This window comes from Micromonospora halotolerans (genome assembly GCF_032108445.1).
GTDB lineage: Bacteria > Actinomycetota > Actinomycetes > Mycobacteriales > Micromonosporaceae > Micromonospora > Micromonospora halotolerans.
Window position 1 is genome coordinate 1772207 of record NZ_CP134876.1, and the last position, 23154, is coordinate 1795360.

General features: G+C 74.8%; 22 protein-coding genes. 14 read left to right on the forward strand and 8 right to left on the reverse strand.

What is annotated here, in order from left to right:
* Positions 1–96: 96 nt before the first annotated feature.
* A complete protein-coding gene (locus RMN56_RS08200) occupies positions 97–537 on the forward strand; it encodes a hypothetical protein (protein WP_313723217.1) in 441 nt (146 codons plus the stop codon).
* Complete coding sequence (locus RMN56_RS08205) at positions 534–1436, forward strand: HTTM domain-containing protein (protein WP_313723218.1); 903 nt, start codon at positions 534–536, stop codon at positions 1434–1436. Before RMN56_RS08200 ends, RMN56_RS08205 begins: the two co-directional genes overlap by 4 nt.
* On the opposite strand, the gene RMN56_RS08210 is transcribed toward RMN56_RS08205, so the two are convergent.
* From RMN56_RS08210 to RMN56_RS08220, 3 genes are all read right to left on the reverse strand, one after another.
* Positions 1350–2816, reverse strand: a complete 1467-nt coding sequence (locus RMN56_RS08210; RefSeq protein ID WP_313723219.1) for a dynamin family protein — start codon at positions 2814–2816, stop codon at positions 1350–1352. The genes RMN56_RS08205 and RMN56_RS08210 overlap by 87 nt on opposite strands.
* Positions 2813–4672 (reverse strand): dynamin family protein, encoded by a 1860-nt coding sequence (locus RMN56_RS08215; protein WP_313723220.1) that lies wholly within the window; start codon positions 4670–4672, stop codon positions 2813–2815. The genes RMN56_RS08210 and RMN56_RS08215 overlap by 4 nt, the downstream gene beginning before the upstream one ends.
* 100 nt (positions 4673–4772) lie before the next feature.
* Positions 4773–5687, reverse strand: coding sequence for an IniB N-terminal domain-containing protein (locus RMN56_RS08220; RefSeq protein ID WP_313723221.1), 915 nt, complete (start codon positions 5685–5687; stop codon positions 4773–4775).
* A 287-nt stretch (positions 5688–5974) separates the two neighbouring features.
* Between RMN56_RS08220 and RMN56_RS08225 the strand changes: the two genes are divergently transcribed.
* The 6 genes from RMN56_RS08225 to RMN56_RS08250 all read left to right on the forward strand — a co-directional run bounded on the left by RMN56_RS08225 (position 5975) and on the right by RMN56_RS08250 (position 13338).
* A complete protein-coding gene (locus RMN56_RS08225) occupies positions 5975–7240 on the forward strand; it encodes an Hsp70 family protein (protein WP_313723222.1) in 1266 nt (421 codons plus the stop codon).
* Between the two features lie 5 nt (positions 7241–7245).
* Positions 7246–9795, forward strand: coding sequence for a helix-turn-helix transcriptional regulator (locus tag RMN56_RS08230; protein ID WP_313723223.1), 2550 nt, complete (start codon positions 7246–7248; stop codon positions 9793–9795).
* Complete coding sequence (locus RMN56_RS08235; protein WP_313723224.1) at positions 9792–11717, forward strand: sensor histidine kinase; 1926 nt, start codon at positions 9792–9794, stop codon at positions 11715–11717. The genes RMN56_RS08230 and RMN56_RS08235 overlap by 4 nt, the downstream gene beginning before the upstream one ends.
* Positions 11718–12164 carry a roadblock/LC7 domain-containing protein gene (locus tag RMN56_RS08240; protein ID WP_313723225.1) on the forward strand — a complete coding sequence of 149 codons (447 nt, stop codon included), beginning with the start codon at positions 11718–11720 and terminating at the stop codon, positions 12162–12164. It abuts the gene before it with no gap.
* Complete coding sequence (locus RMN56_RS08245) at positions 12142–12522, forward strand: DUF742 domain-containing protein (protein ID WP_313723227.1); 381 nt, start codon at positions 12142–12144, stop codon at positions 12520–12522. Before RMN56_RS08240 ends, RMN56_RS08245 begins: the two co-directional genes overlap by 23 nt.
* Before the next feature lie 69 nt (positions 12523–12591).
* Positions 12592–13338 (forward strand): cellulose binding domain-containing protein, encoded by a 747-nt coding sequence (locus RMN56_RS08250; RefSeq protein ID WP_313723228.1) that lies wholly within the window; start codon positions 12592–12594, stop codon positions 13336–13338.
* A 16-nt stretch (positions 13339–13354) separates the two neighbouring features.
* Here the strand turns inward: RMN56_RS08250 and RMN56_RS08255 are convergent, their stop codons facing one another.
* Positions 13355–13735: a thiol-disulfide oxidoreductase DCC family protein gene (locus tag RMN56_RS08255; RefSeq protein WP_313723230.1), complete on the reverse strand. Its 381-nt coding sequence runs from the start codon at positions 13733–13735 to the stop codon at positions 13355–13357.
* A gap of 92 nt (positions 13736–13827) precedes the next feature.
* Between RMN56_RS08255 and RMN56_RS08260 the strand changes: the two genes are divergently transcribed.
* Both RMN56_RS08260 and RMN56_RS08265 read left to right on the forward strand, forming a co-directional pair.
* On the forward strand, positions 13828–15864 hold the full coding sequence (locus tag RMN56_RS08260; protein ID WP_313724680.1) for an intein-containing Rv2578c family radical SAM protein: 2037 nt from the start codon (positions 13828–13830) through the stop codon (positions 15862–15864).
* Between the two features lie 44 nt (positions 15865–15908).
* Positions 15909–16316, forward strand: a complete 408-nt coding sequence (locus RMN56_RS08265) for a CoA-binding protein (RefSeq protein ID WP_313723231.1) — start codon at positions 15909–15911, stop codon at positions 16314–16316.
* Here RMN56_RS08265 and RMN56_RS08270 read toward each other — a convergent pair.
* The gene (locus RMN56_RS08270) at positions 16276–16929 is read right to left on the reverse strand and encodes a TetR/AcrR family transcriptional regulator (protein ID WP_313723232.1); all 654 of its coding nucleotides are present in this window, start codon (positions 16927–16929) and stop codon (positions 16276–16278) included. The genes RMN56_RS08265 and RMN56_RS08270 overlap by 41 nt on opposite strands.
* An 89-nt stretch (positions 16930–17018) precedes the next feature.
* Between RMN56_RS08270 and RMN56_RS08275 the strand changes: the two genes are divergently transcribed.
* Positions 17019–17702: a hypothetical protein gene (locus tag RMN56_RS08275; RefSeq protein WP_313723233.1), complete on the forward strand. Its 684-nt coding sequence runs from the start codon at positions 17019–17021 to the stop codon at positions 17700–17702.
* Between the two features lie 53 nt (positions 17703–17755).
* On the opposite strand, the gene RMN56_RS08280 is transcribed toward RMN56_RS08275, so the two are convergent.
* Positions 17756–18952, reverse strand: coding sequence for an acyl-CoA dehydrogenase family protein (locus tag RMN56_RS08280; protein ID WP_154229816.1), 1197 nt, complete (start codon positions 18950–18952; stop codon positions 17756–17758).
* A 180-nt stretch (positions 18953–19132) separates the two neighbouring features.
* Between RMN56_RS08280 and RMN56_RS08285 the strand changes: the two genes are divergently transcribed.
* Positions 19133–19567, forward strand: coding sequence for a DUF4190 domain-containing protein (locus RMN56_RS08285; RefSeq protein ID WP_313723235.1), 435 nt, complete (start codon positions 19133–19135; stop codon positions 19565–19567).
* A 20-nt stretch (positions 19568–19587) separates the two neighbouring features.
* Here RMN56_RS08285 and RMN56_RS08290 read toward each other — a convergent pair whose 3' ends face one another.
* Positions 19588–20478 carry an SDR family NAD(P)-dependent oxidoreductase gene (locus tag RMN56_RS08290; RefSeq protein WP_151463936.1) on the reverse strand — a complete coding sequence of 297 codons (891 nt, stop codon included), beginning with the start codon at positions 20476–20478 and terminating at the stop codon, positions 19588–19590.
* Positions 20479–20592: 114 nt separating this feature from the next.
* On the opposite strand from RMN56_RS08290, the gene RMN56_RS08295 reads away from it, so the two are divergent.
* Complete coding sequence (locus tag RMN56_RS08295) at positions 20593–21156, forward strand: DUF4190 domain-containing protein (RefSeq protein ID WP_313723236.1); 564 nt, start codon at positions 20593–20595, stop codon at positions 21154–21156.
* A 56-nt stretch (positions 21157–21212) separates the two neighbouring features.
* On the opposite strand, the gene RMN56_RS08300 is transcribed toward RMN56_RS08295, so the two are convergent.
* Positions 21213–22169 carry an HpcH/HpaI aldolase/citrate lyase family protein gene (locus RMN56_RS08300; RefSeq protein WP_313723237.1) on the reverse strand — a complete coding sequence of 319 codons (957 nt, stop codon included), beginning with the start codon at positions 22167–22169 and terminating at the stop codon, positions 21213–21215.
* Between the two features lie 126 nt (positions 22170–22295).
* Here RMN56_RS08300 and RMN56_RS08305 point away from each other — a divergent pair, with 126 nt between their 5' ends.
* Entirely contained in the window at positions 22296–23120 is an 825-nt protein-coding gene (locus tag RMN56_RS08305) for an SDR family NAD(P)-dependent oxidoreductase (RefSeq protein ID WP_313723239.1), read from the forward strand.
* Positions 23121–23154 lie beyond the last annotated feature (34 nt).

Genomic DNA, 23154 nt, shown 5'->3' on the forward strand with positions numbered 1-23154 from the left:
TCGTCCGGGCCGGCCGGAAAGAGCGACACGGGCAGCCAGGAATGGACGACGGACCGACGCCTTCCGGCCGTGTTCATCCCGTATCGTCACCAGCCGATGGAGACCTTGACCACCCGCGGGCGTGCCGTCCGGCTGGGCGCCACCCTGCTCGGGCTGGCGCTGCTCCTCCTCGGCACCGTGCGCGGCACCGACGACGACTTCCCGTTCGGGCCGTTCCGGATGTACTCGACCTCCGACCCGCCCGACGCGCCCGCCCCCGACACCCGCGTCGAGGGCGTCGACCGCAGTGGGGCCGTGGTGCCGCTCGGCCAGGACGCCACCGGCATCCGGCGGGCCGAGATCGAGGGCCAGCAGGGCCGATACGCCGCCGACCCGAGCCTGCTGCGCCAGGTCGCCGAGGCGTACGCCGAGCGCCACCCGGCCGCCCCCGCGCTGGTCGAGGTCCGCATCGTGGTCCGCTGGTACGACATCCAGGGCGGCCGGCCGACCGGCCGCTGGACCGACCGCACCGCCGTACGCTGGGAGACCGCCCCGTGACCGGCTGGCTGACCGAGGCGGTCCCGCGCGGCCGGGTGGCCGCCTTCCGCACCCTCGTCTACCTCTTCGTCGCCGCCGACCTGGTGGTCTTCACCCCCTGGGTACGCACCCGGGTCGACGTGCCCGGCGACCTCTACCAGCCGCTGCTCATCGGCCGGCTGCTCCCGCTGCCCACCCCCACCCCGGCCCTGGTCGGCGTGGTCTTCTGGGTCCTGCTGGCGGTCTCCCTGCTCGCCGCCACCGGCCGCGCGCCCCGGCTGCTCGGCTGGACGGTCTTCGCCCTCTACTTCGAGTGGATGATCGTCGCGATGAGCTACGGCAAGGTCGACCACGACCGGGTCGGGCTGCTCGTCGCGCTGGCCGTGCTGCCCACCGCCGGGCGGGCCCGGCACGGCGACCCCACCCGCACCGAGGCGGGTGGCTGGGCGCTGCGGGTCACGCAGATCGCGGTCATCTGCACCTACTTCCTGGCCGCCTGGGCCAAGTTCCGCTTCGGCGGCCTGGACTGGGCCACCGGCTCGGTGCTGGCCCGCGCGATCATCCGGCGCGGCACCGACCTGGCCGACGTGATCGCCCAGGTGCCGCACCTGCTGATCGTCGCCCAGTTCGGCATCCTGGCGTTCGAGCTGCTCAGCCCGCTGGTCTTCCTGCTGCCCGAGCGGTGGCGGCTGGCCATGGTCGGCTTCTTCTACTCGTTCCACCTGGTGACCATCGCGACGATCACCATCTCGTTCGCGCCGCACCTGGTGGCCATGACCAGCTTCCTGCCCCTGGAGAAGGTCCGCCCGATCGCCTGGCTCCGCCGGCGCCGGTCACCGGCCCCCCTCGGCCAGCTCGGCCAGCATCCCCTCACAACTGCGCACGACGACCTGGGCGCCGCGCCGCTGGGCCAGGCGTAGCAGCGGATCCTCCGCGCGGTTCCGCCACCGCCACTGGGCCTCCGAGGCGACGTCCCAGAGCCGGTGCACCGTCGCGTCGTGCTCCACGCCGAGCCGGGCCGCCAGGCCGACCCCGTCGCCGCCGACCAGCCGCGCCGCCTCCGCGGCCAGCTCGGCGTCGAAGCCGAGCCGGCTGGTCCGTAGCGCGGCGAGCAGGCGCAGCTCGCGGAACTCGTGCGCCCCGACGAGGATCTGCTCGACCCGGGCCAGCAGCTCGTCCGTCCCCCGGCCGGGCTCGGCCCGCAGCAGCGCCTCGACGGCCGCCAGGGCCGAGCGCGCCTTGAGCGTGTCCCGCCGGTCGACGAGGAAGCGGGCCATCGACTCGCGCAGCTCGGTCAGGCCGCTGCGCCGGATCAGCTCGGCGGACAGCTTCGCCCGGCTGTCGCAGCCGGTGCGGATCAGCGTCGTCGCCAGCCGGATCCCGAAGAGCCCGAGCCGGTCCAGCAGTCCGGCGCGTACGCCGGTGTCGAGCCGGACGGGCAGGTCGCCGCGGAGGAACCGGTCGGCCGACAGCAGGTGCGTCTCCAGCTCCGGCCGGGGCACCCGGGCCAGCGCCGCGAGGTCGGCGTAGTCCGACTCGCTGAGGATCCGGCCGGCCAGGCCGAGCAGGCCGCTGCACGGGACGACGTGCACGCTGAGCTCGTTCACCCGCGGGTCCCGGTGCTGGCGCCGGGCGAGCCGGCGGGCGGTGAGCAGGCCGTCGATCCGTCCACCGCCGGTCTCGTCCACCCGCGACAGCACCATGATCACGTGCACCGCGGCGGCCTGCCCGACCGCGCTCTCCCGGCTGGTCTCCAACACCCGCAGGTCGCTGTCGCGGCCGTCCCGGGTCAGGTACAGGACCGCGTCCGCGTCCCTCAGCACCCGCTCCATCACCGGCGCCCGGCCCTGCTCGTCGCGGCCGGTGGCCGGGGTGTCGATGAGGGTGACCTGGCGCAGCGTCCGGGTCGGCCACTGCACCACGATGTCGCGCAGCTCGCCCGCCCGCCAGCCGACGAGATCCACCCGCATCCCGGTCGCCGACTTGGCGATCGCCAGCTCCTGCGGCGGCTGGCCGTTCACGTACGCGGTGGCGCTCGGCTGGGGCCCGTCCTCGTACCAGGTGAAGACCGTGCTGCCGTCCACCCCGTCGACCGGCGCGACCTCCTCGCCCATGATCGCGTTCAGCAGGGTCGACTTGCCGGACCGCCACGGGCCGGCGATCGCGATCCGCAGCGGCTGTTCCAGCCGGGCCAGCTGGTGCCGCAGGTGGTCCGTCGCCCGGGGGTTGTCCCGGTAGTGCTGGAGCGCCTGGTGCAGCAGCCCCCAGACCGCCTCGTCCAGCCGCAGCCCGACCGTCACGGCCGGGGCTCCAGCGGCGCCGGGGCGGTGCGGGCGCCGGTCAACTGCTGGGCCTGCTCGAAGAGCCCGGCCAGCCGCGTCATCTTCACCCGGATCTCCCGCTGCCGCTGGTCGCGGACGGCAGCGTCGGTGTCGGCGGCCTGCTTGGCGCTGCGGAACGACCGGATGATGGCCTCCTGGAGTTCCTCGGTCAGCGCCGTGAAGTGGTCCCGCAGCATCCGCTGCACCTGCCGGACGGCGTCCCGGCGCTCCTTGGTGACCCGGACGAAGAAGTCGTCGACGTGCCGCTGGATCGCCGTCTTGACCACCGCCTGGCGGCGGCGGAGCAGCTGCTTGCTCTCGTCGCGGATGCTCTTCCCGCCGAACAGCGCGCCGACCCCCACCGACAGCGGGTTGATCATGGGCATGCCGGCCAGCGTCGTCGCCAGGCCGACCATCAACAGGCCCCCGTACGAGCCCCGCATGCCGCTGATCAGCTTCTGGCTCGTGGTGAACCGGTCGACCGCGGGCCGTTCCAGCTCGGGCAGGCCGTCGCCGGGGTCCGGGGGCGCCGTCATCGACCAGGGCGGCAGCACGTCGCCGCCGTACCGGGCGAAGTTGTCGGCCACCCGCCGCGCGGCCCAGTCGCAGCGCCGGACCAGCCACTCGTGGTTGGCCTCCGCCGCCTCGGACAGGCTGCGCTCCAGCCATTCCTGGAACTCGTCCCAGCTGACCAGCGGGTCGGCGCTGTCGAACGCGTCGTCGACCTCGCGCAGGATCTGCCGGGTCCGGTCGCGCAGGTCGTACTCGATGTCGGAGAGCAGGTCGGCCATCTCGTCGGCGAGCGAGTTCTGCCACCTCGTGGAGCAGCGCCGCAGCTCGTCGACCTCGCGCTGCGCCGCGTGCAGCCGGGAGATGGGGCCGGACTGCTCCTCGACCGCCTGACTCTCCAGCTCGGCGCGCAGCGGCGCGGCCAGCTGTTCCACCACGGTCCGGGCGATGACCCCGACCGCGGCCCGGGCCAGGCGGTCGGACTTGCCGGCGAGGTCCCGCTGCAACCGGCCGATCAGCACGGGGAAGCCGGACTCGGCGTTCAGCTCCCGGTCGTCGCCGGCGGCCGCGCGCAGCCGCAGGGCCGCCGAGACCGGGATGACCGGCGCCGGCACGCCGGCCTCGGCGAGGTGCTGCCGGTTGCGCTCGGCGACCGCGCGCCAGTCCGGCACGAGATCCGTCTTGGTCTGCACCAGCACGACGTTCGGGTGCGACCGCGCGACGTGCAGCAGCATGGTCAGCTCACCGGCCGAGAGTTCCCGGGTGGAGTCGGAGACCAGCAGCACGGTGTCCGCCCACGCGGGCGCGGCGGTCGGACCGGCAGCGCCCAGTGCGGCCGCCTCCTCCGTGCCCGGGGTGTCCACCAGCACCAGCCCGGAGCCGAGCAGCGCGCGTGGCAGTCCGATCTCGACGTACGCGGGGCCGCCGCCCGGCCGGCGGCCGAACGTGCCGGCGACCCCGGCGGCGACCTGGTCCAGCGGCACCGGGGTCCGCTCGCCGGCCACCGGGAGCACCGCGCCGGCGGGCCGGCCCGGGGTGGGCGGCGGCGCCTGGACCACGGCGGCCGACGGGACCTCGGCGTGCTGCACCACGGTCGGCAGCGCGGTGGTGCGGCCGTCGCCGACCGGGCAGGCGGGCGCGTTGACGATGGCGTTGATCAGCTGGCTCTTGCCCTGCTGCGACTCACCGATGACCAGCACCCGCAGCCGGGGGTCGAGCAGTTGCACCCGCTTCTGCCGCACCGTCTGGAGCAGGTCGCCTCGCCCGTGTGCGCCGCACGTACGGGCGATCTCGTCGAGCACATCCAGCCAGATCCCCGCGATCACGCACCAAGTGTGCGCATTTCGGCTCAATTATCAAGAGGGTCGTGAACGGAAGAGGAGCGGGAGACCGGATCGTGCCTCCCGCTCCTGCCGGAACCGTCCGTCAGAGCAGCCCGCCCAGCAGGCCGCCGTCGGACGAGGCGTGCGCGTCGCCGTGGACCGCCGCGTCGTGCGACCCGGTGTCGCCGGTGATCCCGCCGGTCAGGCCGCCGACGGTGCCCGTCACGCCGCTGACCGTGCCGGTCACGCCGGAGAGCGTGCTGTCCACCTGGTGCGTCACGCCGTCCACGGTGGCCGGCACGTGCACCGGCGGGACCACGCCGGCGCCGTCGCCCAGGCCGAGCCCGCCGAGGGTCTGGTCGACGCCGAGCGAACCGACGATCCCGTGGACCTGGGCCTGCGTGCCGGAGAGGACGCCCAGGTCGCCGCCGAGCACCCCGCCGTCGTGCAGCAGGTCGGTGCCGGCCGTGGTGCCGAGCGGGTCGCCGACCGCCCCGGTGACGTCCCCGACGACCGGGTCGACGGCGGTGTCCACCGTGCCCACCACGTCCGAGTCGAGGGTGTCCGCCACGTCGTGCACCGCGGTCAGGTCGGTGCCGAGCCCGCCCGGCCCGACGCCCAGGCCGATGCCCGGGACCAGGGCCGCGCCGGCGTACAGGCCGGCCGGGTCGACCGCGATGGCGCCCAGCGCGCCGGCCGACACGTCCACACCGCTGTGGGAACTGCTCACGCCGATCTGGTGCGGCACCGCCTGGACCTGGCCGACCACGTCGGTGACGTCGCTCGTGAGCGGGTCGAGCCCGAGCTGCCCGACCACCGGGGCCACCGGGGCGAGCCCCGCCGCGCCGGGGGCGTAGTCGACCACCAGCGGGACGACGTCCTGCACGTCGGCGGCGGTGACGTCGGTGAGCCCCGCCGCCTGCAGCGCGCCCTCCGGGTCGAGGTCGAAGGCCGACCGCGCGTCAGGGTCGGTGAGCAGGTTGAGCACGAAGTCGTGCAGGGTCTGGTGCGAATCCATGGGGGCTTCTCCTCGAACGTAGCGTCAGCACCGTCGTGCCGCGACAGTGACGCTAGGACCGGGGGTCGCCGGTCGTCATCGGGGCGCGACCCGCAACCCGCCCCCGCCGATTAGGGCCCTCGCCCCCTCGTGCGTTAGGGGGACAGGGGGAGCCGGGCCGGCCGGAGTTAGGGTACCGGGTCGGAGGCGATCTCTGGTACGAACGTAGGAGCCCACGGGGTTCGCCGGGGGTGGGTCGCCACGGTGCCGACACCGTCCCCAGGCCACTCGCCGTGGAGGAAGAACTCATGCCGTACGTCCTGGGGTTGGACATCGGGAACACCGGCACGGCCGCCACCGTCGCGAGGCGGCGGGGCGACGCCTGGGCCCGCCCCGAAGTCGTCACGCTGGGTGGCCGGTCGGCCGTCGTACCGTCGGTGCTGCACCTGGCGCCCGACGGGTCGCTGCGGGTGGGCGAGCCGGCGACCGACGACCGCGGCGGCACCACCCGGGACTTCGTCCGCCGGGTCGGCGACGACGTGCCCCTCCTGCTCGGCGGCGAGCCGTGTCCACCGGAGACGCTGGTCGCCGAGCTGGCGGCGTGGGTGATACACCGGGTCTCCGCCCACGAGGGAGCGTTCGCCGAGGCCGTCGTGCTGAGCCATCCGGCCGGGTGGGGCCCGCACCGGCGTGACCTGCTGCACCGCGCGCTCTGGGCCCTCGACCTGCGCAACGTCACCCTGCTTCCGCGCACGGTCACGGTGGCCGAGAGCCATGCGGCACGGGGCTTCCCGGGCACCACGGCCGCGGTCTACGCCCTGGGCGGCAACACGTTCGAGGCGGCGCTGGTCCGCCGCAACGCGCGGGGCAGGTACGAGACGTTCGGCCTGCCGCAGGGTCTGGAGTGGCTCGGCGGCACCGACTTCGACGAGGCGCTCGCCGAGCACGTACGCGCCGCGCTCGGCCGTGAGTTCGCCGGCGGGGAGGCACACCCGGCCCTGCACGGGTTACTGGCGGAGTGCGACCGCGTCAAGCGGGAGCTGACCATCGCCACGGAGACCGACGTCCTGCTCACCCTGCCGAGCGGCCCGGTCCGGGTGCCGGTGACCCGGGCGCAGTTCGAGGACCTGATCCGCCCCGCGGTGCGCGCCACTGTCGACCTGCTGGCGCAGACCGTGCACTCCGCCGGCCTGACGCCGGCCCAGCTCGACGGCGTCCTCCTGACCGGCGGCTCGGCCCGGATCCCGCTGGTCACCGAGCTGCTCGCCGCGGCGTTTCCCGTCCCCGTCGAGGTGGAGCCGGACCCGCAGCTGACCGCCGCCACCGGGGCGGCGCTGGCCGCCTGCCAGGTGGTGTCACCGCGGCCGCGCCGCCCCGCGCCGGCCCCCGCCACCGCCACCGCCTCGGTCGGTGCCGCCGCGCCGGCCGTTCCGGCGAGGCGGCACGCCGAACCCGACCACCCCCGCCATGGCGAGCCCCCGGCCCGCCCCCCGGTCCGGATCACGCCGCTGAACCTGCCGAAGGCGTCCCGCCTGGCGCTGGCCCGCGGCCGGGTCCGGGACCGCGAAGGATGACCGACATGATCATGAGTACCGTCTCCGACGCCCGGCTCGTGCTGGGCACCGCGCCGACCGCGCTGCTCGGAGCGGTCGTGGCGGATCCCGGGCGCCCCCTCGCCGTCGGCGTGACGGGTCCCGGCGGCCACGGCAAGACCGCCCTGCTCCGGGCACTGGCGCGGGCCCACCTCGACGCGGGCGGCACGGTGCGGGACGGCGCTCCGGGCCCGGACCGCCCGGTCGACCCCGAGGCCGTGCTGCTCGTCGACGACGCGCACCTGCTGGACGACGCGCGCCTCGAGACGCTGCGCCGGCTGGTGGTCGGCGGCCGGCACCGGCTGCTGATCGGTTACCGCCCGTGGCCCCGGCCGGCGGGGCTGGCCGGGCTGGCCGAGGCGCTGAAACGGAGCGGGCAGCAGGTCGTGCTCGACCCGTTCACCGTCGAACAGACCCGCGACTACCTCGCCGGCGTACCCGACCTCGGCGGGGAGGGCCAGCTGGCCCCGTTCGTGCACGCGCAGACCGGTGGAGTGCCACGGGACGTCGAGCGGCTGGCCCGTGGGCTGCGCGGGTCGGAGAGCCCGCCCGGCCTTCCGGCCGAGCCGCCGCGGGCGGCGATCCTCGCGTTCGGGCCGGACCTGGAGGAGCTGCCGCCGGACGTCCGGCGGCTGCTGCTGGCCGTCGCCGCGGGCGTCCCGCTGCCCGTGGACCTGCTCGGCCCGCTGCTCGACCGGGAGCCGGCCTCGGTGGACGAGCTGGTGGCGTACACCAGGGCGGCGGGCCTGCTCGGCGCGGACGGCCGGCTCGCGCCGATCGTGCGGCGGGCGGTGGTCGCGCTGAGCCCGGCCACCGAACGCACCGCGATCTGGCGCCGCCTCACCGAGGTGCAGCTCGGTCGTGGTGCGGCGGTGCTGCCGCTGGTCCGGTCGTTGCGCGCGGCCGGCGCCCTCGACGACTGCCCGGCCGCGGCGCTGGAGGCCGCGGCCGAGGAGGCGCTGGGCGGTGAGCCGGCGCTCTCCGCCGAGCTGTTCGCGGCGGCCACCGCCGGAGGGCTGCCGGCCGGCGCCCGCCAGGCCGTCGCCGTGGCGCTCGCCGGCGACCTGGAGGTCGCGCTGCGGCTGGCGAACCGGCTGCTCGCGACGGCCCCGCCGGCCGTGCGGGCGGAGGCGGCCACAGTGGCCGCGACGGCGTTGGCGCACCGGGGCCAGGTGGAGCGCAGCGTCGAGCTGTACCGGTGGTCCGGCCTCGCACCGTCGGCGGCGTTCGCCACCGTCGGAGCGCTCGCTCTCGGCCGCCCGGTCGCGGGCGCGGACCTGCCCGACGACCCGGCCGGCGGGCCGCCAACCCTGCACGCCAGCGCCGCGCGGCTCATGGCCCAGGGGGTACGCGAGAGCATCACCGCGGCCCCGACCAGCGCCCTGTCCCGGCTGGTGCAGGCCACCGCGCTGCTGGAGCCGGACGGGCGCCGGGTGCTCCTGCCGGACAGTCCGGCCGCGCTCGCCGCGTTGACCGCGATCCACTGTGCCGAGTTGGACATCGCCGAGGGCGTGCTGGAGCGGGCCGTGACGACCGGCATCGGTGGGCCGCTGATGGCCCACCGGCACCGGTTGCTGCAGGCCTGGATCCTGATGGTGCGCGGCCAGACGGCCGCGGCGGCCGACCGCCTCGCCGCGGTGACCGCCGGCGACCGGCCGCTGGAGTCGCGTGACCTGCTCCTGGCCAGTGCGCTCCGACTCGGCATCGCCCGGCGCAACAGCGACGTCGCGGGGCTGCAACGCGGGTGGGGCCCGGCGCTGGAGGCCGTGGTCCGGCACCCGGTGGACCTGTTCACGCTGCTGCCGCTGGGCGAGCTGGCGGTCGCCGGCGCCCGGCTGGGCGACCTGGCCCGGTTGGAGCCCTACCTGCGGGAGGGGTGGCTGCTGCTGGACCGGCTCGGCGGCCCGGCGCTGTGGAGCGCGCCGCTGCACTGGACCGGGCTGCACGCCGCCATCCTCACCGAGGAGCCGGTGGTCGCCGACGCGCACGTCGCCGCCCTGCTCGCCGCCGCCGACCACAGCCGGTACGCCGCCGTGGCCGCCGGAGCCGCCACCGTCTGGGTCGAGGTGCTCCGCGGCGTCGTGGACCCGGTCCGGGTGGAGGCCGCCGCCCGTGGGCTGCACGACGCCGGGCTGTGCTGGGACGCCGCCCGCCTCGCCGGGCAGGCCGCGATCCGCACCTCGGACCGGCGTGCCATGACCACCCTCCTGGAGTGCGCCCGGGTGCTCCAGGCCCGGTCGCCCGCCCGCGCGGACGGCGCGGATGACGGCGCGGCGCCGGTGGCCGCCGGCCCCACCCGGTACCGGCTCAGCGACCGGGAGCACGAGGTGGCCGAACTGGTGCTGGCCGGCCTGACCTACCGGGAGATCGGCGACCGGCTCTTCATCTCGGCGAAGACGGTGGAGCACCACGTGGCACGGATGCGGTCCCGGCTCAACTGCGCCAACCGGGCGGAGCTGCTGGCCCTGCTGCGCACCGTCGTGGCGGACCGGTCGAGCGCCGGCCGGCAGCCGTGGCCGGAACGGGACCCGCGGTGAGCCGGCCGGCCGGGCCGCACCGGGCCGGTGACCGGCGGACCCGCCTGAAGCTCGGCGCGCTGGCCGCCGTGCTGCTGACCCTCTGGGCGTACGCGGCCGTGCTGACCGGCCGCGACGCCGCCGGCCTCGTGCGGGTCCGGGCCCTGGCGGACACCCTCGGCCAGCCCACCGACCTGCTGATCCTCGACCTTCAGCTCGAACGCCGGCTGACCGCCGAGACGATCGCGGGCGCCGGGCGGACGCGGGCCGCGCTCGCCGAGGCGCGGGACCGGACGGACGGCGCCGTCGCCCCGGTGCGCGCGTTCACCGAGGACCACGACCCGCGCCTGCTCACAGCAGGCGCGGTGCGGGACCGGGCCGCCGAGCTGGTCCGGCAGTTGACCGGGCTGCCCACCCTGCGGTCCGAGGTGGACGGCGGGCGACTCGACCGGCCCAGCGCGGTCGCCGCGTACGACCGGCTGGTCGACGCCGCCTTCGCGGTGTACGGCCCGGAGTGGGGCGGCCGCGAGGACGAACTGGCCGCCGAAACCCGGGCCGTCGTCGCGCTGGCCCGGGCCCGCGAGCTGCTCGCCCGCGAGGACACCCTGGTGACCTTCGCCCTGACCGGCGGCGGGATCGGCGACGACGACCGGCGCCGCCTGGCCGAGCTGGTGACCATTGCGCGGTACGCCCGGACGTCGGCCGCCGCCGCGCTGCCGGCCGGCGGACGGGACCAGCACCGGCGGTTGGTGGAGGGACCCCGGTTCGCCGGCCTGCTGAGGCTGGAGGACCGGCTGCTGCGGGCCGCGGACGCCGGTGGCACGACCGGGATCAGCACGCGGAGCTGGCGGGAGGCCGCCGACCCGGCCCTGAGCGGGCTGCGGGACCTGGTGACCACCACGGCCCGCGGCAGCGTCGAGCGGGCCGCGCCCGGCGCCGCACTGGTGGTCATCCGGACCGGCCTGGTGGTGGGGCTCGGCCTCATCGCCGTGCTCGTCGTGCTGGTCGGCTCGGCCCGCACCGTCCGCCGCCCGGCCGACGGGCCGGACCGCTCGGTAACCGTCCCCCCGGCGGGCACCCGGGGTGGCGCCGGTTCCGCACCGGGCACGGGCGAGCTGTTCCTGCGGCTGACGCGGCGCAACCAGGCCCTCCTGCGCGAGCAGCTCGACCTCCTCGGCGCGATGGAACGGCGGGACCGGACGGCGGAGGAGACGGCCGAGCTGTTCCGGCTCGACCACCTCGCCACCCGGATCCGGCGCAACGTGGAGAAGCTGGTGATCCTCGCCGGCGCGGCGCCGGCCCGCCGCTGGCGGCGGCCGGTGCCGCTGCTCGACGTGGTACGCGGGGCGGTCGCCGAGGTGCCGGACTACCACCGGGTCCTGGTCGCGCCGCACTGGCCGTGGACGCTCGCCGGTTCCGGCGTCACCGACGTCGTCCACCTGCTGGCCGAGCTGATCGAGAACGGGTTGGCCTGCTCCCCGGAGCACACCACCGTCCGGGTCGCCGGCGAGCCGGGGCCGCAGGGCTGCGCCGTGGTGATCCTCGACGACGGACCCGGCCTGGACGCCGCCGCGCTGGCCGAGGCGAACCGGATCCTGGGCGCTCCACCGCCGGACGGCCCGCCCGCCGGCCGCGCCGGGCTGCACGTCGCCGCCCTCCTCGCCGCCCGGTGCGGCGCCCGGGTGTCGCTGCGGCCCGGCCCGCGCGGCGGCACCGCAGCCGTGGTCCTGCTGCCGCCCGGTCTCGTCGCCGCGACCCCACCCTCCGGCCCGATGGCCGGCGGCGGTGCGGCCGGGCCGGCGCCGGCCCCGCCCCCGCCGGCCGCGACGGTCCCCGGCGGCGCGCTGCCCACCCGGATCCGCCGGTCCGGGGCGGCCCGGCCCGCACCCACCGACCCCGACACCCTCCGAGACAACGCTCCGCAACAGCGGGAGAGGACCTAGATGACGCATTCAGCGGTCGCCACCGACAGCCTGGCCGCCGCCCTGGACGGCCTGGTCGACCGGGTTCCGGGAGCCGAGGTCGCCGTGGTGCTCTCCCCCGACGGGTTGCTGCTCGGCCGGTCCCGGCACGTCGAGGACCAGCTCGCCGAGCAGGTCGCCAGCCTGGTCAGCGGGCTGTACGCGTTGGGACAGGCCGCCGGCCGGGTCTGCGTGGCCGGCGGGCTTCGGCAGGTCGTCGTGCAGATGGCACGCTCGTTCGTGTTCGTCGCCACCACCCGGGGCGGAGCGATCCTCACCGTCCGCATGGGCGGTGACGCCGACGTCGGCGACATGGCGTACGAGGTGGCGCTGTTCGCGGCGCAGGCCGAGCGGGCCCTGCCCGTCTACCTCGAACCGGCCCCGACGGTGACAGGCGGGATCAGCGGTGCACACCACTGGAGACGATGACGAGGCCTGGTACGACGCGGACGCCGGGCCGGTGGCCCGGCCGTACACGGTGACGCGCGGACGTCTCAGGTCCGACCACGGTCAGCTCGATCTGATCTCCCTCGTGGTGGCCCGGCGGACGGCCCCTGCCTCCGCACAGCTGTTTCCCGAGCAGGCCCGCATAATCGAGCGGTGCCACCGTCCACTGTCGGTGGCGGAGGTCGCCGCCGGACTGGAGCTGCCGTTGGGTACCGTCCGGGTGCTGCTCGGCGATCTGCTGGAGGCGGGCCTGATCGAGACGCACGAGCCACCGTCACTGTCCGGGGCGCCGTCCAGGAAACTGCTCGAGGCGCTGCTCGACGGCCTCCGCACGCTGTGACGGCGGAGACCGGCGGGCCCGGAGACCGCGGCCTCCGACCCGATGGACGACCTGAAGGGGGAAGGCCCAGTGCCGGCACCACCGTCCCCGCCACGGCGGACCCTGCCGCTCATCCTGTTGGACGGGCTCGTCGCCGCGGTCGGGGCCGTGCGTCGCGCCGTCGTCGGCCGGCGTGACGGCTCGCGGCTCGCGTTCGTGGCGATCGCCGCCTCGCTGGGGGTGCTGCTGGCGACGGCGTACTCGATCGTCGCGGTGCTGCGCACGCCGGAGCGGCTGAGCCCGGTGGCCGTCGGGCCGGCCGGCACCGTGCCGGCGACCGGCCCGGTGGCGACCGAGACACCGGAGGAGCGGCCCGAGTCGAGCGACGCCACCCCGCGGACGTCCACACCGCCGGTGACCATGGGGGCGCCCGGGGCCCCCGTCCCGCCGGCCGCGCGGTCGTCGACCGGTGCGCGGCCGGCGACCACCCCGTCGCCACCGCCACCCGTCCCGCTGGGGGCCGCCTTCGCGGTCGAGGACAACGCCCTGCTCAGCTACGGCGCCGCGGTGACGATCGACAACCCGGGAACGGCGCCGGCGCCGACCTGGACCCTGGTGGTCGTGCTGCCCCGCGAGTCGCTCCGGGTCACCTCGGTCACCGGGGCGCGGGCCAGCCGGGACGGCGCGACGTGGACGTTCGTGCCGGAGGGTGACACCGGCCGGGTGCCGGGCGGCGGCACGGTGCGCGTGACGTTCCGGGTGAACGGCGCGGCGACCAGCGCCACGCCCACGGCGTGCACCATCGACGGCGCCGCCTGCACGGGTCTGCGGGACTGACCGGCAGGTCGGCGCCTCAGTCGCGCGCGGCGGACGGGACCGCGCAGGCCGCGGTGCCGCCGGGCAGGCGGTGGCGGTTGCGGGCCACCCAGCGGTACGCCGGCCAGGCGGCGGCGCGGACCGGGGGGAACCGGAGACCGGCCCCGGCGGCCCGCCAGAGCGGGTTGCTGTCGCCGAGCAGCCGGGCGATGGCGTCCGGGCCCGCGGCGCGTACGCCGTCCGCGCCGACCCACTGCACCGCCTCGTCGCACTCGGCGACGGTCAGGCCGAGCGCGTCGAGGTCGGCGAACTGCCAGGGCAGCACCCGGGCGCGGGTCGGGATCCACCGTTCGATGATCCGCGCGCATTTGCTGCAGAACGCGCAGTCGCCGTCGTAGACGAAGGTCGACGTCTCCATGTCCCCATCCTGCACCCCGCCGCACCCACTCCGGTGGCCGGTGTCCGGCGGGTCACTTGCGCTTCGTTCGTACGCGTGTTCGAATGAAGCACATGCGCTGGGACAACCTCTCCGCTCCCCCGGACGAGGGGACTCCCGACGGGGCAGCGCCGGCGGCTCCACCCCTGCCGCTGGCGCTCCCCGGCGCGATCGCCCGCACCTTCGACACCCCCGGCTTCGCCGGCATGACCTTCTACGAGGTGCGGGCCAAGTCGATCATCAATCGGGTGCCGGGCCAGTCCCGCGTCCCGTTCGAGTGGACGATCAACCCCTACCGCGGTTGCTCCCACGCGTGTGTGTACTGCCTCGCGGGCGACACGCCGATCCTGATGGCCGACGGCCGCACCAGGCTGATCAGCGAGCTGGAGGTCGGCGACCGGATCTACGGCACCGAGCGGCGGGGCGCCTACCGGCACTACGTGGTCACCACCGTGCGTGCCAAGTGGTCGACGGTGAAGCGGGCCCACCGGGTGACGCTGGAGGACGGCACCACGCTGGTCGCCAGCGGCGACCACCGGTTCCTCACCGAGCGCGGCTGGAAACACGTGACCGGCAGCATGCGGGGTGGCGGCCGGCGGCCCTACCTGACCACCCACAACCGCCTGCTCGGCACGGGCGGGTTCGCCTCCGCCCCGAAGCGCTCGGCCGACTACCGGCGGGGCTACCTCTGCGCGCTGGTGCGCGACGCCGACCACCCGGGCAGCCGCTTCCGGCTGGCCACGGCCGACGAGGAGGCGCTGGAGCGCGCGGAGCGGTTCCTCGCCGACGCCGGGATCGGCGCGGAGCGGCTGGCCGGCCCGCCGGTCCGCGGCGCCCGCCGGTCGACGACCCCGATCCGCACCGCCCGCCCCGGCGACGCCGACGCGGTCGCCGGGCTGATCCGTCCCGACGACGAGCCGACCGACGACTGGTGGCTGGGCTTCCTGGCCGGCGCCTTTGACGCGGCCGGCAGTTGCCGGCGGGGCGTGTTCCGGATCACCGTGGGCGACGACGGGGGCCTGCGCCGGGCGGCCACCGCCCTGGACCGGTTCGGCTTCCGGTGGGTGCTCGACGACCCGGGCAACCTCAACCGGGCCCGCCAGCTCCGGCTGACCGGCGGCCTGCCGGAGCGGTTGCGCTTCTTCCACCTGACCGACCCGGCGGTCACCCGCAAGCGTTCGATCGAGGGCATGGCGCTCAAGTGCCGGGCCCGGCTGCGGGTGGCGAGCATCGAGGATCTCGGGCTGGAGCTCCCGCTGTGGGACATCACCACGGGCACCGGTGACTTCATCGCCAACGGGGTGGTCAGCCACAACTGCTTCGCCCGCAACACGCACACCTACCTCGACCTCGACGCCGGCGCGGACTTCGACCGGAAGGTGATCGTCAAGGTCAACGCCGGTGAGCTGGTACGCCGTGAGCTGGCCGCGCCGAAGTGGCGCGGCGCGCACATCGCCATGGGCACCAACGTGGACTGCTACCAGCGGGCCGAGGGGCGCTACGAGCTGATGCCGCAGATCCTCGCGGCGCTGCGCGACTTCGCCAACCCGTTCTCGATCCTGACCAAGGGCACCCTGCTGCTGCGGGACCTGCCGCTGCTGCGCCAGGCCGCCGAGGTGACCCGGGTCGGGTTGTCCTACTCGGTGGGTTTCGTGGACGAGGCGCTGTGGCGGGCCGTCGAGCCGGGCACGCCGAGCCCGCGTCGCCGCCTCGACGCCGTCCGCCGGCTCACCGACGCCGGCTTCTCGGTCGGGGTGCTCATGGCGCCGGTCCTGCCGGGCCTCAGCGACGACGACGAGTCGATCGACGCGACGGTCGCCGCGGTCGCCGCGTCCGGGGCCACCAGCGTCACCCCGCTGCCGCTGCACCTGCGCCCCGGCGCCCGCGAGTGGTACGCGCGCTGGCTGGCCCGTGAGTTCCCGCACCTGGTCCCCCGCTACCGGCAGCTCTACCAGGCCGGGGCGTACGCGCCGCAGGCCTACCAGCGGGAGGTGACCGCGCGGGTGCGGATGGCGGCCCGCCGGCACGGGCTGCACCGGGGCGAGGTCGGCGACAACCGGCAGCTGCCCGAGCCGCCCGCACCGGCGGCCGAGCAGCTGTCCCTGCTGTGACCGGGAGCGCGGCCGTCCGCCGCCGGCGGGGTTAGGCTCGGCGAATGCGTTCCGCCCAGCAGATCCTCGCCGACTCCGCCGTGATCGCCGTCGTGGGCGCGTCCCGCGACCCGGGCAAGGCCGCGCACCGCGTGCCGCTGGAGATGCAGCGGCACGGTTGGCGGATCATCCCGGTGAACCCGACCGTGGACGAGCTGTTCGGCGAGAAGGCGTACCCGTCGCTGGCCGACATCCCGCACCCGGTCGACCTGGTCGACGTGTTCCGCCCGGCCCGCGACGCCGTCGAGGTGGTGCGGCAGGCCGTGGCGATCGGCGCGCCGGCGGTCTGGTTGCAGCTCGGGATCTTCTCGGCCGAGGCGCGGCGGATCGCCGAGGAGGCGGGGATCGACTACGTCGAGGACCGCTGCCTCATCATCGAGCGGGCCGCCGGGGGCCTGTCGCGGCGCGGCTGACGTCGGCCCCGGCCGGAGGACGATCAGCCTCTGGGCCGAAGAGCAGGTCGAGCTGGGTGTCGAGGGCGGCCAGCGCGGTTTCCGGCGGGTAGTGCCCGCCGAGCAGGTAGATGCCGAGGCCCTCCATCACGGCGAGCAACCCGACCGCGGCCCGCTCCGGGTCCACCCCGGGGTGGGCTCCGGCCCGGATCTGGCCGGCGACGAACCCGAGCAGGGCGGCCGTCTCGTCGTGCAGCGCGGCGGCGACGGCGGGGCGTACGGCGGTGTAGGCCAGGAACGCGAGCGCGACCCGGCCGTCGGCGCGGCGCTCCTCGTCCAGCGGCAGCAGCTCGGCCAGCATGGTCCGCAGCAGGGCCCGGGGTGCCGGCGTCGCGCCGAGCGCCCCGATGGCGCGGGTCACCCGGCTCTCGTTGCGCTCCCGGACCACGGCGAGCGCGAAGGTCATCATCTCGTCCCGGGTGCGGAAGTAGTGCTGCACCATCCCGGCGCTGACCCCGGCCGCGGCGGCCACGTGCCGGAGGCTGACGGCCTCCAGACCCTGTTCGGCCGCGACCCGCATGAGCGCGTCCGCGATCAGCGCCCGGCGCTCCCGGTGGTCGACCCGCTTCGGCATCCCCCCATGCTTTCACAGTACGACTGCATTGACACGCCGCCCGCGAGCGTTTACGTTGCAACTGCAATGTAAACGGAAGGTGGCGGGGGATGGCACAGATCGACGTGGTCCGGCTGGCCCGCCGGGCGGTCGCGTACGAGTGGGGCATGTGGCGCAGCCTGGCCCGGTGGGTCCTGCGGCGGCCCCACCCGGTGGCGCCGGGCGGGGAGACGTTCGCCTACGTCGGCGTGGTGCAGCCGATCCTCGGCGTGTTCATCGCGCTGTCGGCCCTCGAGATCCCGGTCCTCGACCTGATCCTCCGGCACACCGTCGGCTGGCCGACGGTCCGGCAGGCGTTCATCGTGCTCGGCGTCTGGGGCGTGCTGTGGATGGTCGGCCTGCTCGCCAGCCTCCGGATCCACCCGCACGTCGTCGATGACACCGGCCTGCGGATCCGCAACGGCATCTCCCTCGACGTGCTGGTCCCGTGGGCCGCCGTCGACCGGGTGGAGGCGCGCTACCGGTCGCTGCCGTCCAGCCGCGGGGTGCAGTACGACCCGGAGGACCCGGCGGTGCTGAACCTTGGCGTCGGCAGCCAGACCGCGATCGACGTGGTGCTGCGGGAGCCGCTGTCGGTGCGCCTGCCGAAGGGACCGAGCGAGCCGGTCCGGGAGATCCGGCTGTACGCCGACGACCCGAAGGCCCTGGTCGCCCGGGCCCGCCGGCACCTGCCCGCCACGGGCACGACGGCGCCTCAATCCCCCGGTAGCTCCGGCTCCCGCCTGCCGCGTTAAAAAGGGTCCCTTTCTCTACGCCAGGCGTTAAGAAGGGGCCCCTCCTTAACGGCTCAGAGCTTGTACTCCTTCAGCAGGCCGCGGCTGATGATCGTCTTCTGGATCTCCGAGGTGCCCTCGCCGATCAGCAGGAAGGGCGCTTCCCGCATGAGCCGCTCGATCTCGTACTCCTTGGAGTAGCCGTAGCCGCCGTGGATGCGGAACGCCTCCTGGACGACCTCGGCGCAGTACTCCGAGGCGAGCAGCTTGGCCATCCCGGCCTCGACGTCGTTGCGCTGGCCGGCGTCCTTGAGCCGGGCCGCGTTGACCATGAGGGCGTGGGCGGCCTCGATCTTCGTGCCCATCTCGGCGAGCTTGAACGCGACGGCCTGGTGCTTGGCCAGGGGCTGGCCGAAGGTGCGGCGCTGCTGGGCGTACGCGACGGCCAGCTCGAAGGCGCGGATGGAGATGCCGCAGGCGCGGGCCGCCACGTTGACCCGGCCGACCTCGATGCCGTCCATCATCTGGTAGAAGCCGCGGCCGACCTTCTCCTCGCCGCCGAGCACCGCCGAGGCGGGGACGGTGACGCCGTCGAGCACCATCTCGGTGGTCTCGACGCCCTTGTAACCCATCTTGTCGATCTTGCCGGGGATGGTCAGCCCGGGGGCGGTCTCGCCGAAGCCGGGCTCCTTCTCCAGCAGGAAGGTGCTCATGTTGCCGTAGACCGAGTCGGCCCCGGTGTCGGTCTTGACCAGGGTGGCGACCACCGAGGAGTACGCGCCGTTGGTCAGCCACATCTTCTGGCCGTTGAGCACGTAGTTGTCGCCGTCGCGGACCGCCTTCGACTTGATCGCCGAGACGTCGGAGCCGCACTCGGGCTCAGACATCGAGAAGGCGCCGCGCACCTCGCCGGTGGCCATCCGGGGCAGCAGCCGGGCCTTCTGGTCGGCCGAACCGTGCTGGGAGATCAGGTACGCCACGATGAAGTGGGTGTTGACGATGCCGGAGATGGACATCCAGCCCCGGGACAGCTCCTCGACCACGAGGGCGTAGGTCAGCAGGGACTCGCCGAGACCCCCGTACTCCTCGTCGATGGTCAGGCCGAACAGCCCCATCTCGCGCATCCCGTCGAGGATGTCGGTGGGGTACTCGTCGGCGTGCTCCAGCCGCTGGGCGTGCGGGATGATCTCCTTGTCGGCGAACTCCCGGACGGTTTCCAGGATCGACCGCTGCACGTCGGTCAGGCCGGGCGTCTGGGCGAGTCGGGCCATCTCAGCCTCCGGGGGATCGGCGCATTACTCGTGGGTAACTGAACGCTGGGTCAGTATCGGCCCCGGGACCGGCGGAGCCAAGGTGACCAGTCCACACAACCGCTGTGAAAAGGTTCACCGCTGCGGGTAGCGTCCGCAAGAGAGAAGGCCGTCGACCTGCGACGAAGGGCGAGGAGGGACGTGAGCCAACCACCTGGTGAGCCCGACCAGCCACCGTCGCCGTACGAGCCGCCGGCCTACGGCCAGCCGTACGGGGACCCGCAGCAGCAGCCGCACTGGGGGCATCAGCCACCCGGGGGTGGCCAGCCGCCCTATGCCCCGCAACCCCCGTACGGCCAGTACGGGCCACCCGGCCCCGGCCCGCAGCCGCGCGGCGGCGGGCCGAACGTGCTCGCCATCCTGTCGCTGGTCTTTGCCTTCGTCTTCGCCCCGGCCGGCATCGTCTGCGGCCACCTGGCCAAGCGGCAGATCCGGCGGACCGGCGAGGAGGGCGACCAGCTCGCCACCTGGGGGCTGATCCTCAGCTACATCTTCACCGCGATCGGCCTGCTGGTCTGCTGCGGCTGGATCGGCCTGGCCATCTGGGCCAACTCGGACAACGGCAACACCTACTGACCCTCAGCACCCGCTGACGGTCAGCGGAACTCGGCCTCCCGGACGCTGTTGCCGCCGTCGACCACCAGCATCTGCCCGGTGATGTAGGAGGCGGCCGGCGAGCAGAGGAAGGCGATGGCCGCCGCCACCTCGTCCGGCGTGCCGGGACGCCCGACCGGGGTGCCGAGGCCCTGCTTGATCTCGACCATGGTGGACGCCGCGGTGTGGATGATGCCCGGCGCCACCGCGTTCACGGTCACCCCGTCGGCGATCATCTCCATGGCCAGCGCCCGGGTCAGCCCGACCACGCCGGCCTTCGCCGCCGCGTAGGCGGCCTCGGTGGGCAGCGCGTTGACCGGCCCGGCGGTGGCCGCCAGGTTGACGATCCGCCCCCAGCCCCGCTCGGCCATCCCGCTGATGAACGCGCGGCTGCACAGGAACGCCGTGGTCAGGTTGCGGTCGATCTCGCCGCGCCACTCGTCGTAGGTCAGCTGGGCCACCGGCCGCAGCACCTCCGGGCTGGCCCGGCTGGCCAGGCCGGCGTTGTTGACCAGCACCTCGACGTCGCCGAGCTGCTCGGCCACCGCGTCGGCGAGCGCGCCCACCTCGGACTCGTCGGTGAGGTCCGCGACGAAGCCGGTGACACCCAGCTCGCCGGCCCGGTCGTGGATCCGTCGGGTGGTGGAGACGATCGCCACCCGCGCGCCCAGGTCGGCGAGGCGGCGCGCCGTCGCGTACCCGATGCCGTCCGGACTGCCCGCGCCGGTGACCAGCGCGACGCGGCCGTCCAGGCGCATGGTGGCCGGTTCCTCCAGCGGTGCCGGCTGGTCCTGGTCGGCGGAGCCCGCCGGGGCGCCGCCGCGGGGCCGGCGCACCAGGCCCGGCCGGCTGACGTCCCGTCGAGACCGACCACCGCGCGCGTCAAGTGCCATGCCGCGATCCTGCCCGCTGTGGACGTTCCGGGCAACGCGGCACCCGGAAAGGGGTCCCTGCGACTTGCCCGCCGGTGGCTACCCTGACCGCACCACGTCCATGGAGATGATCTGATGACCTATTCCCCACCGCCCGGTGGCTGGCACGACCCGTCGGCGGCCGGGCCACAGTCGAGCCCGCCGGTCGACCCGACACTGCCGATGGCCGGCAACCCCATCCCGACCCAGCCGACCTCGGCGGACCCGTACGCGCCCGCCGACCCGTACGCCGGCATGAAGTCCGGTGACCCGTACGCCGCGCCCGGCTACCCGCCGCCCGGCAACCCGTACGCCGCGCCCGGCTACCCGCCGCCCGGCGACCCGTACGCGGCGGCCGGTTACCCGCCGCCGGCCTACCCCGGCTACGCGCCCCCGTCCAGCAAGACGAACACCCTGGCCATCGTGGCGCTGGTGCTCTCGCTGGTCGGCTTCACCTCCTGCATCACCGCCCCGGTCGGCGCCATCATGGGCCACGTGGCCCGGAAGCAGATCCGGCAGACCGGCGAGCAGGGCGAGGGCATGGCGAAGGCCGCCATCATCGTGGGCTGGATCCTCACCGCCCTGCTGGTGCTGCTGATCATCTTCTACGTCGTAATGATCATCATCGCCATCAACTCGGACAACTCCGGCAGCTACTGACGCGGACGGGCCGCCCCGGTCGTCCGGGGCGGCCCGTCGCGGTCAACGGCTCGCGGTCACTCGACGGGCGGGGTGAACGACGAGGTGCGGCTCATCCCGGCGGCCCGGCCCTTGGCGGCGACGACCAGCGCCATCTTGCGGGACGCCTCGTCGATCATCTCGTCGCCGAGCATCACGGCGCCGAGCTTCCCGCCCGCCTCCGAGGTGTACCAGTCGTACGCGTCGAGGATCAGCTCGGCGTGGTCGTAGTCGGCCTGGGCCGGGGAGTAGACCTCGTTGGCCGCGTCGATCTGGCCCGGGTGCAGCACCCACTTGCCGTCGAAGCCCAGCGCGGCCGAGCGCTTCGCCACCTCGCGGAACGCGTCCACGTCCCGGATCTGCAGGAACGGGCCGTCGATGGCCTGCTTGTCGTGCATCCGGGCCGCCATCAGGATCCGCATGAGGATGTAGTGGTAGGGGTCGCCCGGGTAGTCCGGGATCAGCGCGCCGACCACCAGCGACTTCATGTTGATCGAGGCCATGAAGTCGGCCGGACCGAAGATGATCGTCTCGACCCGGGGCGAGGCGGCCGCGATCGCGTCGACGTTGACCAGGCCGGCGGCGTTCTCGATCTGCGCCTCGATGCCGATCCGGCCGACCTCCAGGCCGAGCGTCTTCTCGATCTGGGTGAGCAGCAGGTCCAGCCAGTGCACCTGCTCGGCGTTCTGCACCTTCGGCAGCATGATGCAGTCCAGGTTGGCCCCGGCGCCCTCGACCACCTCGATGACGTCCCGGTAGGTCCACGGCGTGGTCAGGTCGTTCACCCGCACCACCCGGGTCTTGCCGGCCCAGTCGCCCTCGTTCAGCGCGGCGACGATGTTCTTGCGGGCGTCCGGCTTGGCCAGCGGGGCGACCGCGTCCTCCAGGTCGAGGAAGACCTGGTCGGCGGGGAGACCCTGGGCCTTGCCGAGCATCTTGACGCTGGAACCGGGTACCGCGAGGCAGGACCGGCGGGGGCGACCGACTGCGGCCATGGATGCGCTCCTTCCAGCGTCCGCGGGCACGCCGACGCCACCAGGTGAAAGACGAGGAACTTAACGATCCCAAAGGGCGTTGTGACGCCACGGTAACCTCGTGCCGTGACCGGGGTGAATGGACCTGTGGAAGATCTCACTGAGCGCCGGACCGTCGTGGTGACCGGCGCCAGCTCGGGCATCGGCCTCGCCGCCGCGGTCGACCTGGCGCGACGCGGCGACCGCGTGGTACTGGTCGGCCGGGATCCGGCCCGGCTGCGCGCCGCCGGGGAACGGCTCCGCGAGTGCTGCGGCGAGCAACCCGAGCTGTTCCGCGCCGACTTCGCCGTGCTGGACGACGTACGCGGGCTCGCCGAGCGGCTGCGCGCCGCGTACGACCGGATCGACGTGCTGGCCAACAACGCCGGGGCGATCGTGCTCCAGCCGGTCACCACGGTCGACGGCTTCGAGCTGAGCATGCAGGCCAACCACCTGGCGCCGTTCCTGCTCAGCAACCTGTTGCGGGACCGGGTCGGCCGGATGGTGGTGACCGCCTCGGGCGCGCACCGCAGCGGTGTGCTCGACCCCGACGACCTCAACGCCGCGCTGCGCCGCTACCGGCCCATGCGCGCGTACGGGACCAGCAAGCAGGCGAACATCCTGTTCGCCGCCGAGGTGGCCCGGCGCTGGCCGGAGATGCCGGCGCACTCGTTCCACCCGGGCGTCGTGCGGACCCGGTTCGGCAACGAGAGCCGGCTGGTCGCCCTCGGCATGCGGCTGCTGCCGTTCCGCAGCCCGGAGCGGGGCGCGGAGACCCTGGTCTGGCTGGCCAACCAGGACCCGGCCCGGCTGGTCGACGGTGGCTACTACGCCGACCGCCGGCTCCGCCGGCCACTGCCCAAGGCGGCCGACCCGGCCCTTGCCGCCCGGCTCTGGACGGCCAGCGCCACGGCCGTCGGCATCGATGCCTGAGCCGTTTCCAGTTCTCCATGCCCGCCCGGCCGCT

Excerpts from the sequence above, each read along its gene's own strand:
- RMN56_RS08200 (WP_313723217.1), top strand. The coding sequence starts at position 97 with ATGGAGACCTTGACCACCCGCGGGCGTGCCGTCCGGCTGGGCGCCACC.
- RMN56_RS08220 (WP_313723221.1), bottom strand. The coding sequence starts at position 5,687 with ATGGATTCGCACCAGACCCTGCACGACTTCGTGCTCAACCTGCTCACC.
- RMN56_RS08225 (WP_313723222.1), top strand. The coding sequence starts at position 5,975 with ATGCCGTACGTCCTGGGGTTGGACATCGGGAACACCGGCACGGCCGCC.
- RMN56_RS08230 (WP_313723223.1), top strand. The coding sequence starts at position 7,246 with ATGATCATGAGTACCGTCTCCGACGCCCGGCTCGTGCTGGGCACCGCG.
- RMN56_RS08240 (WP_313723225.1), top strand. The coding sequence starts at position 11,718 with ATGACGCATTCAGCGGTCGCCACCGACAGCCTGGCCGCCGCCCTGGAC.
- RMN56_RS08255 (WP_313723230.1), bottom strand. The coding sequence starts at position 13,735 with ATGGAGACGTCGACCTTCGTCTACGACGGCGACTGCGCGTTCTGCAGC.
- RMN56_RS08260 (WP_313724680.1), top strand. The coding sequence starts at position 13,828 with ATGCGCTGGGACAACCTCTCCGCTCCCCCGGACGAGGGGACTCCCGAC.
- RMN56_RS08265 (WP_313723231.1), top strand. The coding sequence starts at position 15,909 with ATGCGTTCCGCCCAGCAGATCCTCGCCGACTCCGCCGTGATCGCCGTC.
- RMN56_RS08270 (WP_313723232.1), bottom strand. The coding sequence starts at position 16,929 with ATGCCGAAGCGGGTCGACCACCGGGAGCGCCGGGCGCTGATCGCGGAC.
- RMN56_RS08275 (WP_313723233.1), top strand. The coding sequence starts at position 17,019 with ATGGCACAGATCGACGTGGTCCGGCTGGCCCGCCGGGCGGTCGCGTAC.
- RMN56_RS08280 (WP_154229816.1), bottom strand. The coding sequence starts at position 18,952 with ATGGCCCGACTCGCCCAGACGCCCGGCCTGACCGACGTGCAGCGGTCG.
- RMN56_RS08290 (WP_151463936.1), bottom strand. The coding sequence starts at position 20,478 with ATGGCACTTGACGCGCGCGGTGGTCGGTCTCGACGGGACGTCAGCCGG.
- RMN56_RS08295 (WP_313723236.1), top strand. The coding sequence starts at position 20,593 with ATGACCTATTCCCCACCGCCCGGTGGCTGGCACGACCCGTCGGCGGCC.
- RMN56_RS08300 (WP_313723237.1), bottom strand. The coding sequence starts at position 22,169 with ATGGCCGCAGTCGGTCGCCCCCGCCGGTCCTGCCTCGCGGTACCCGGT.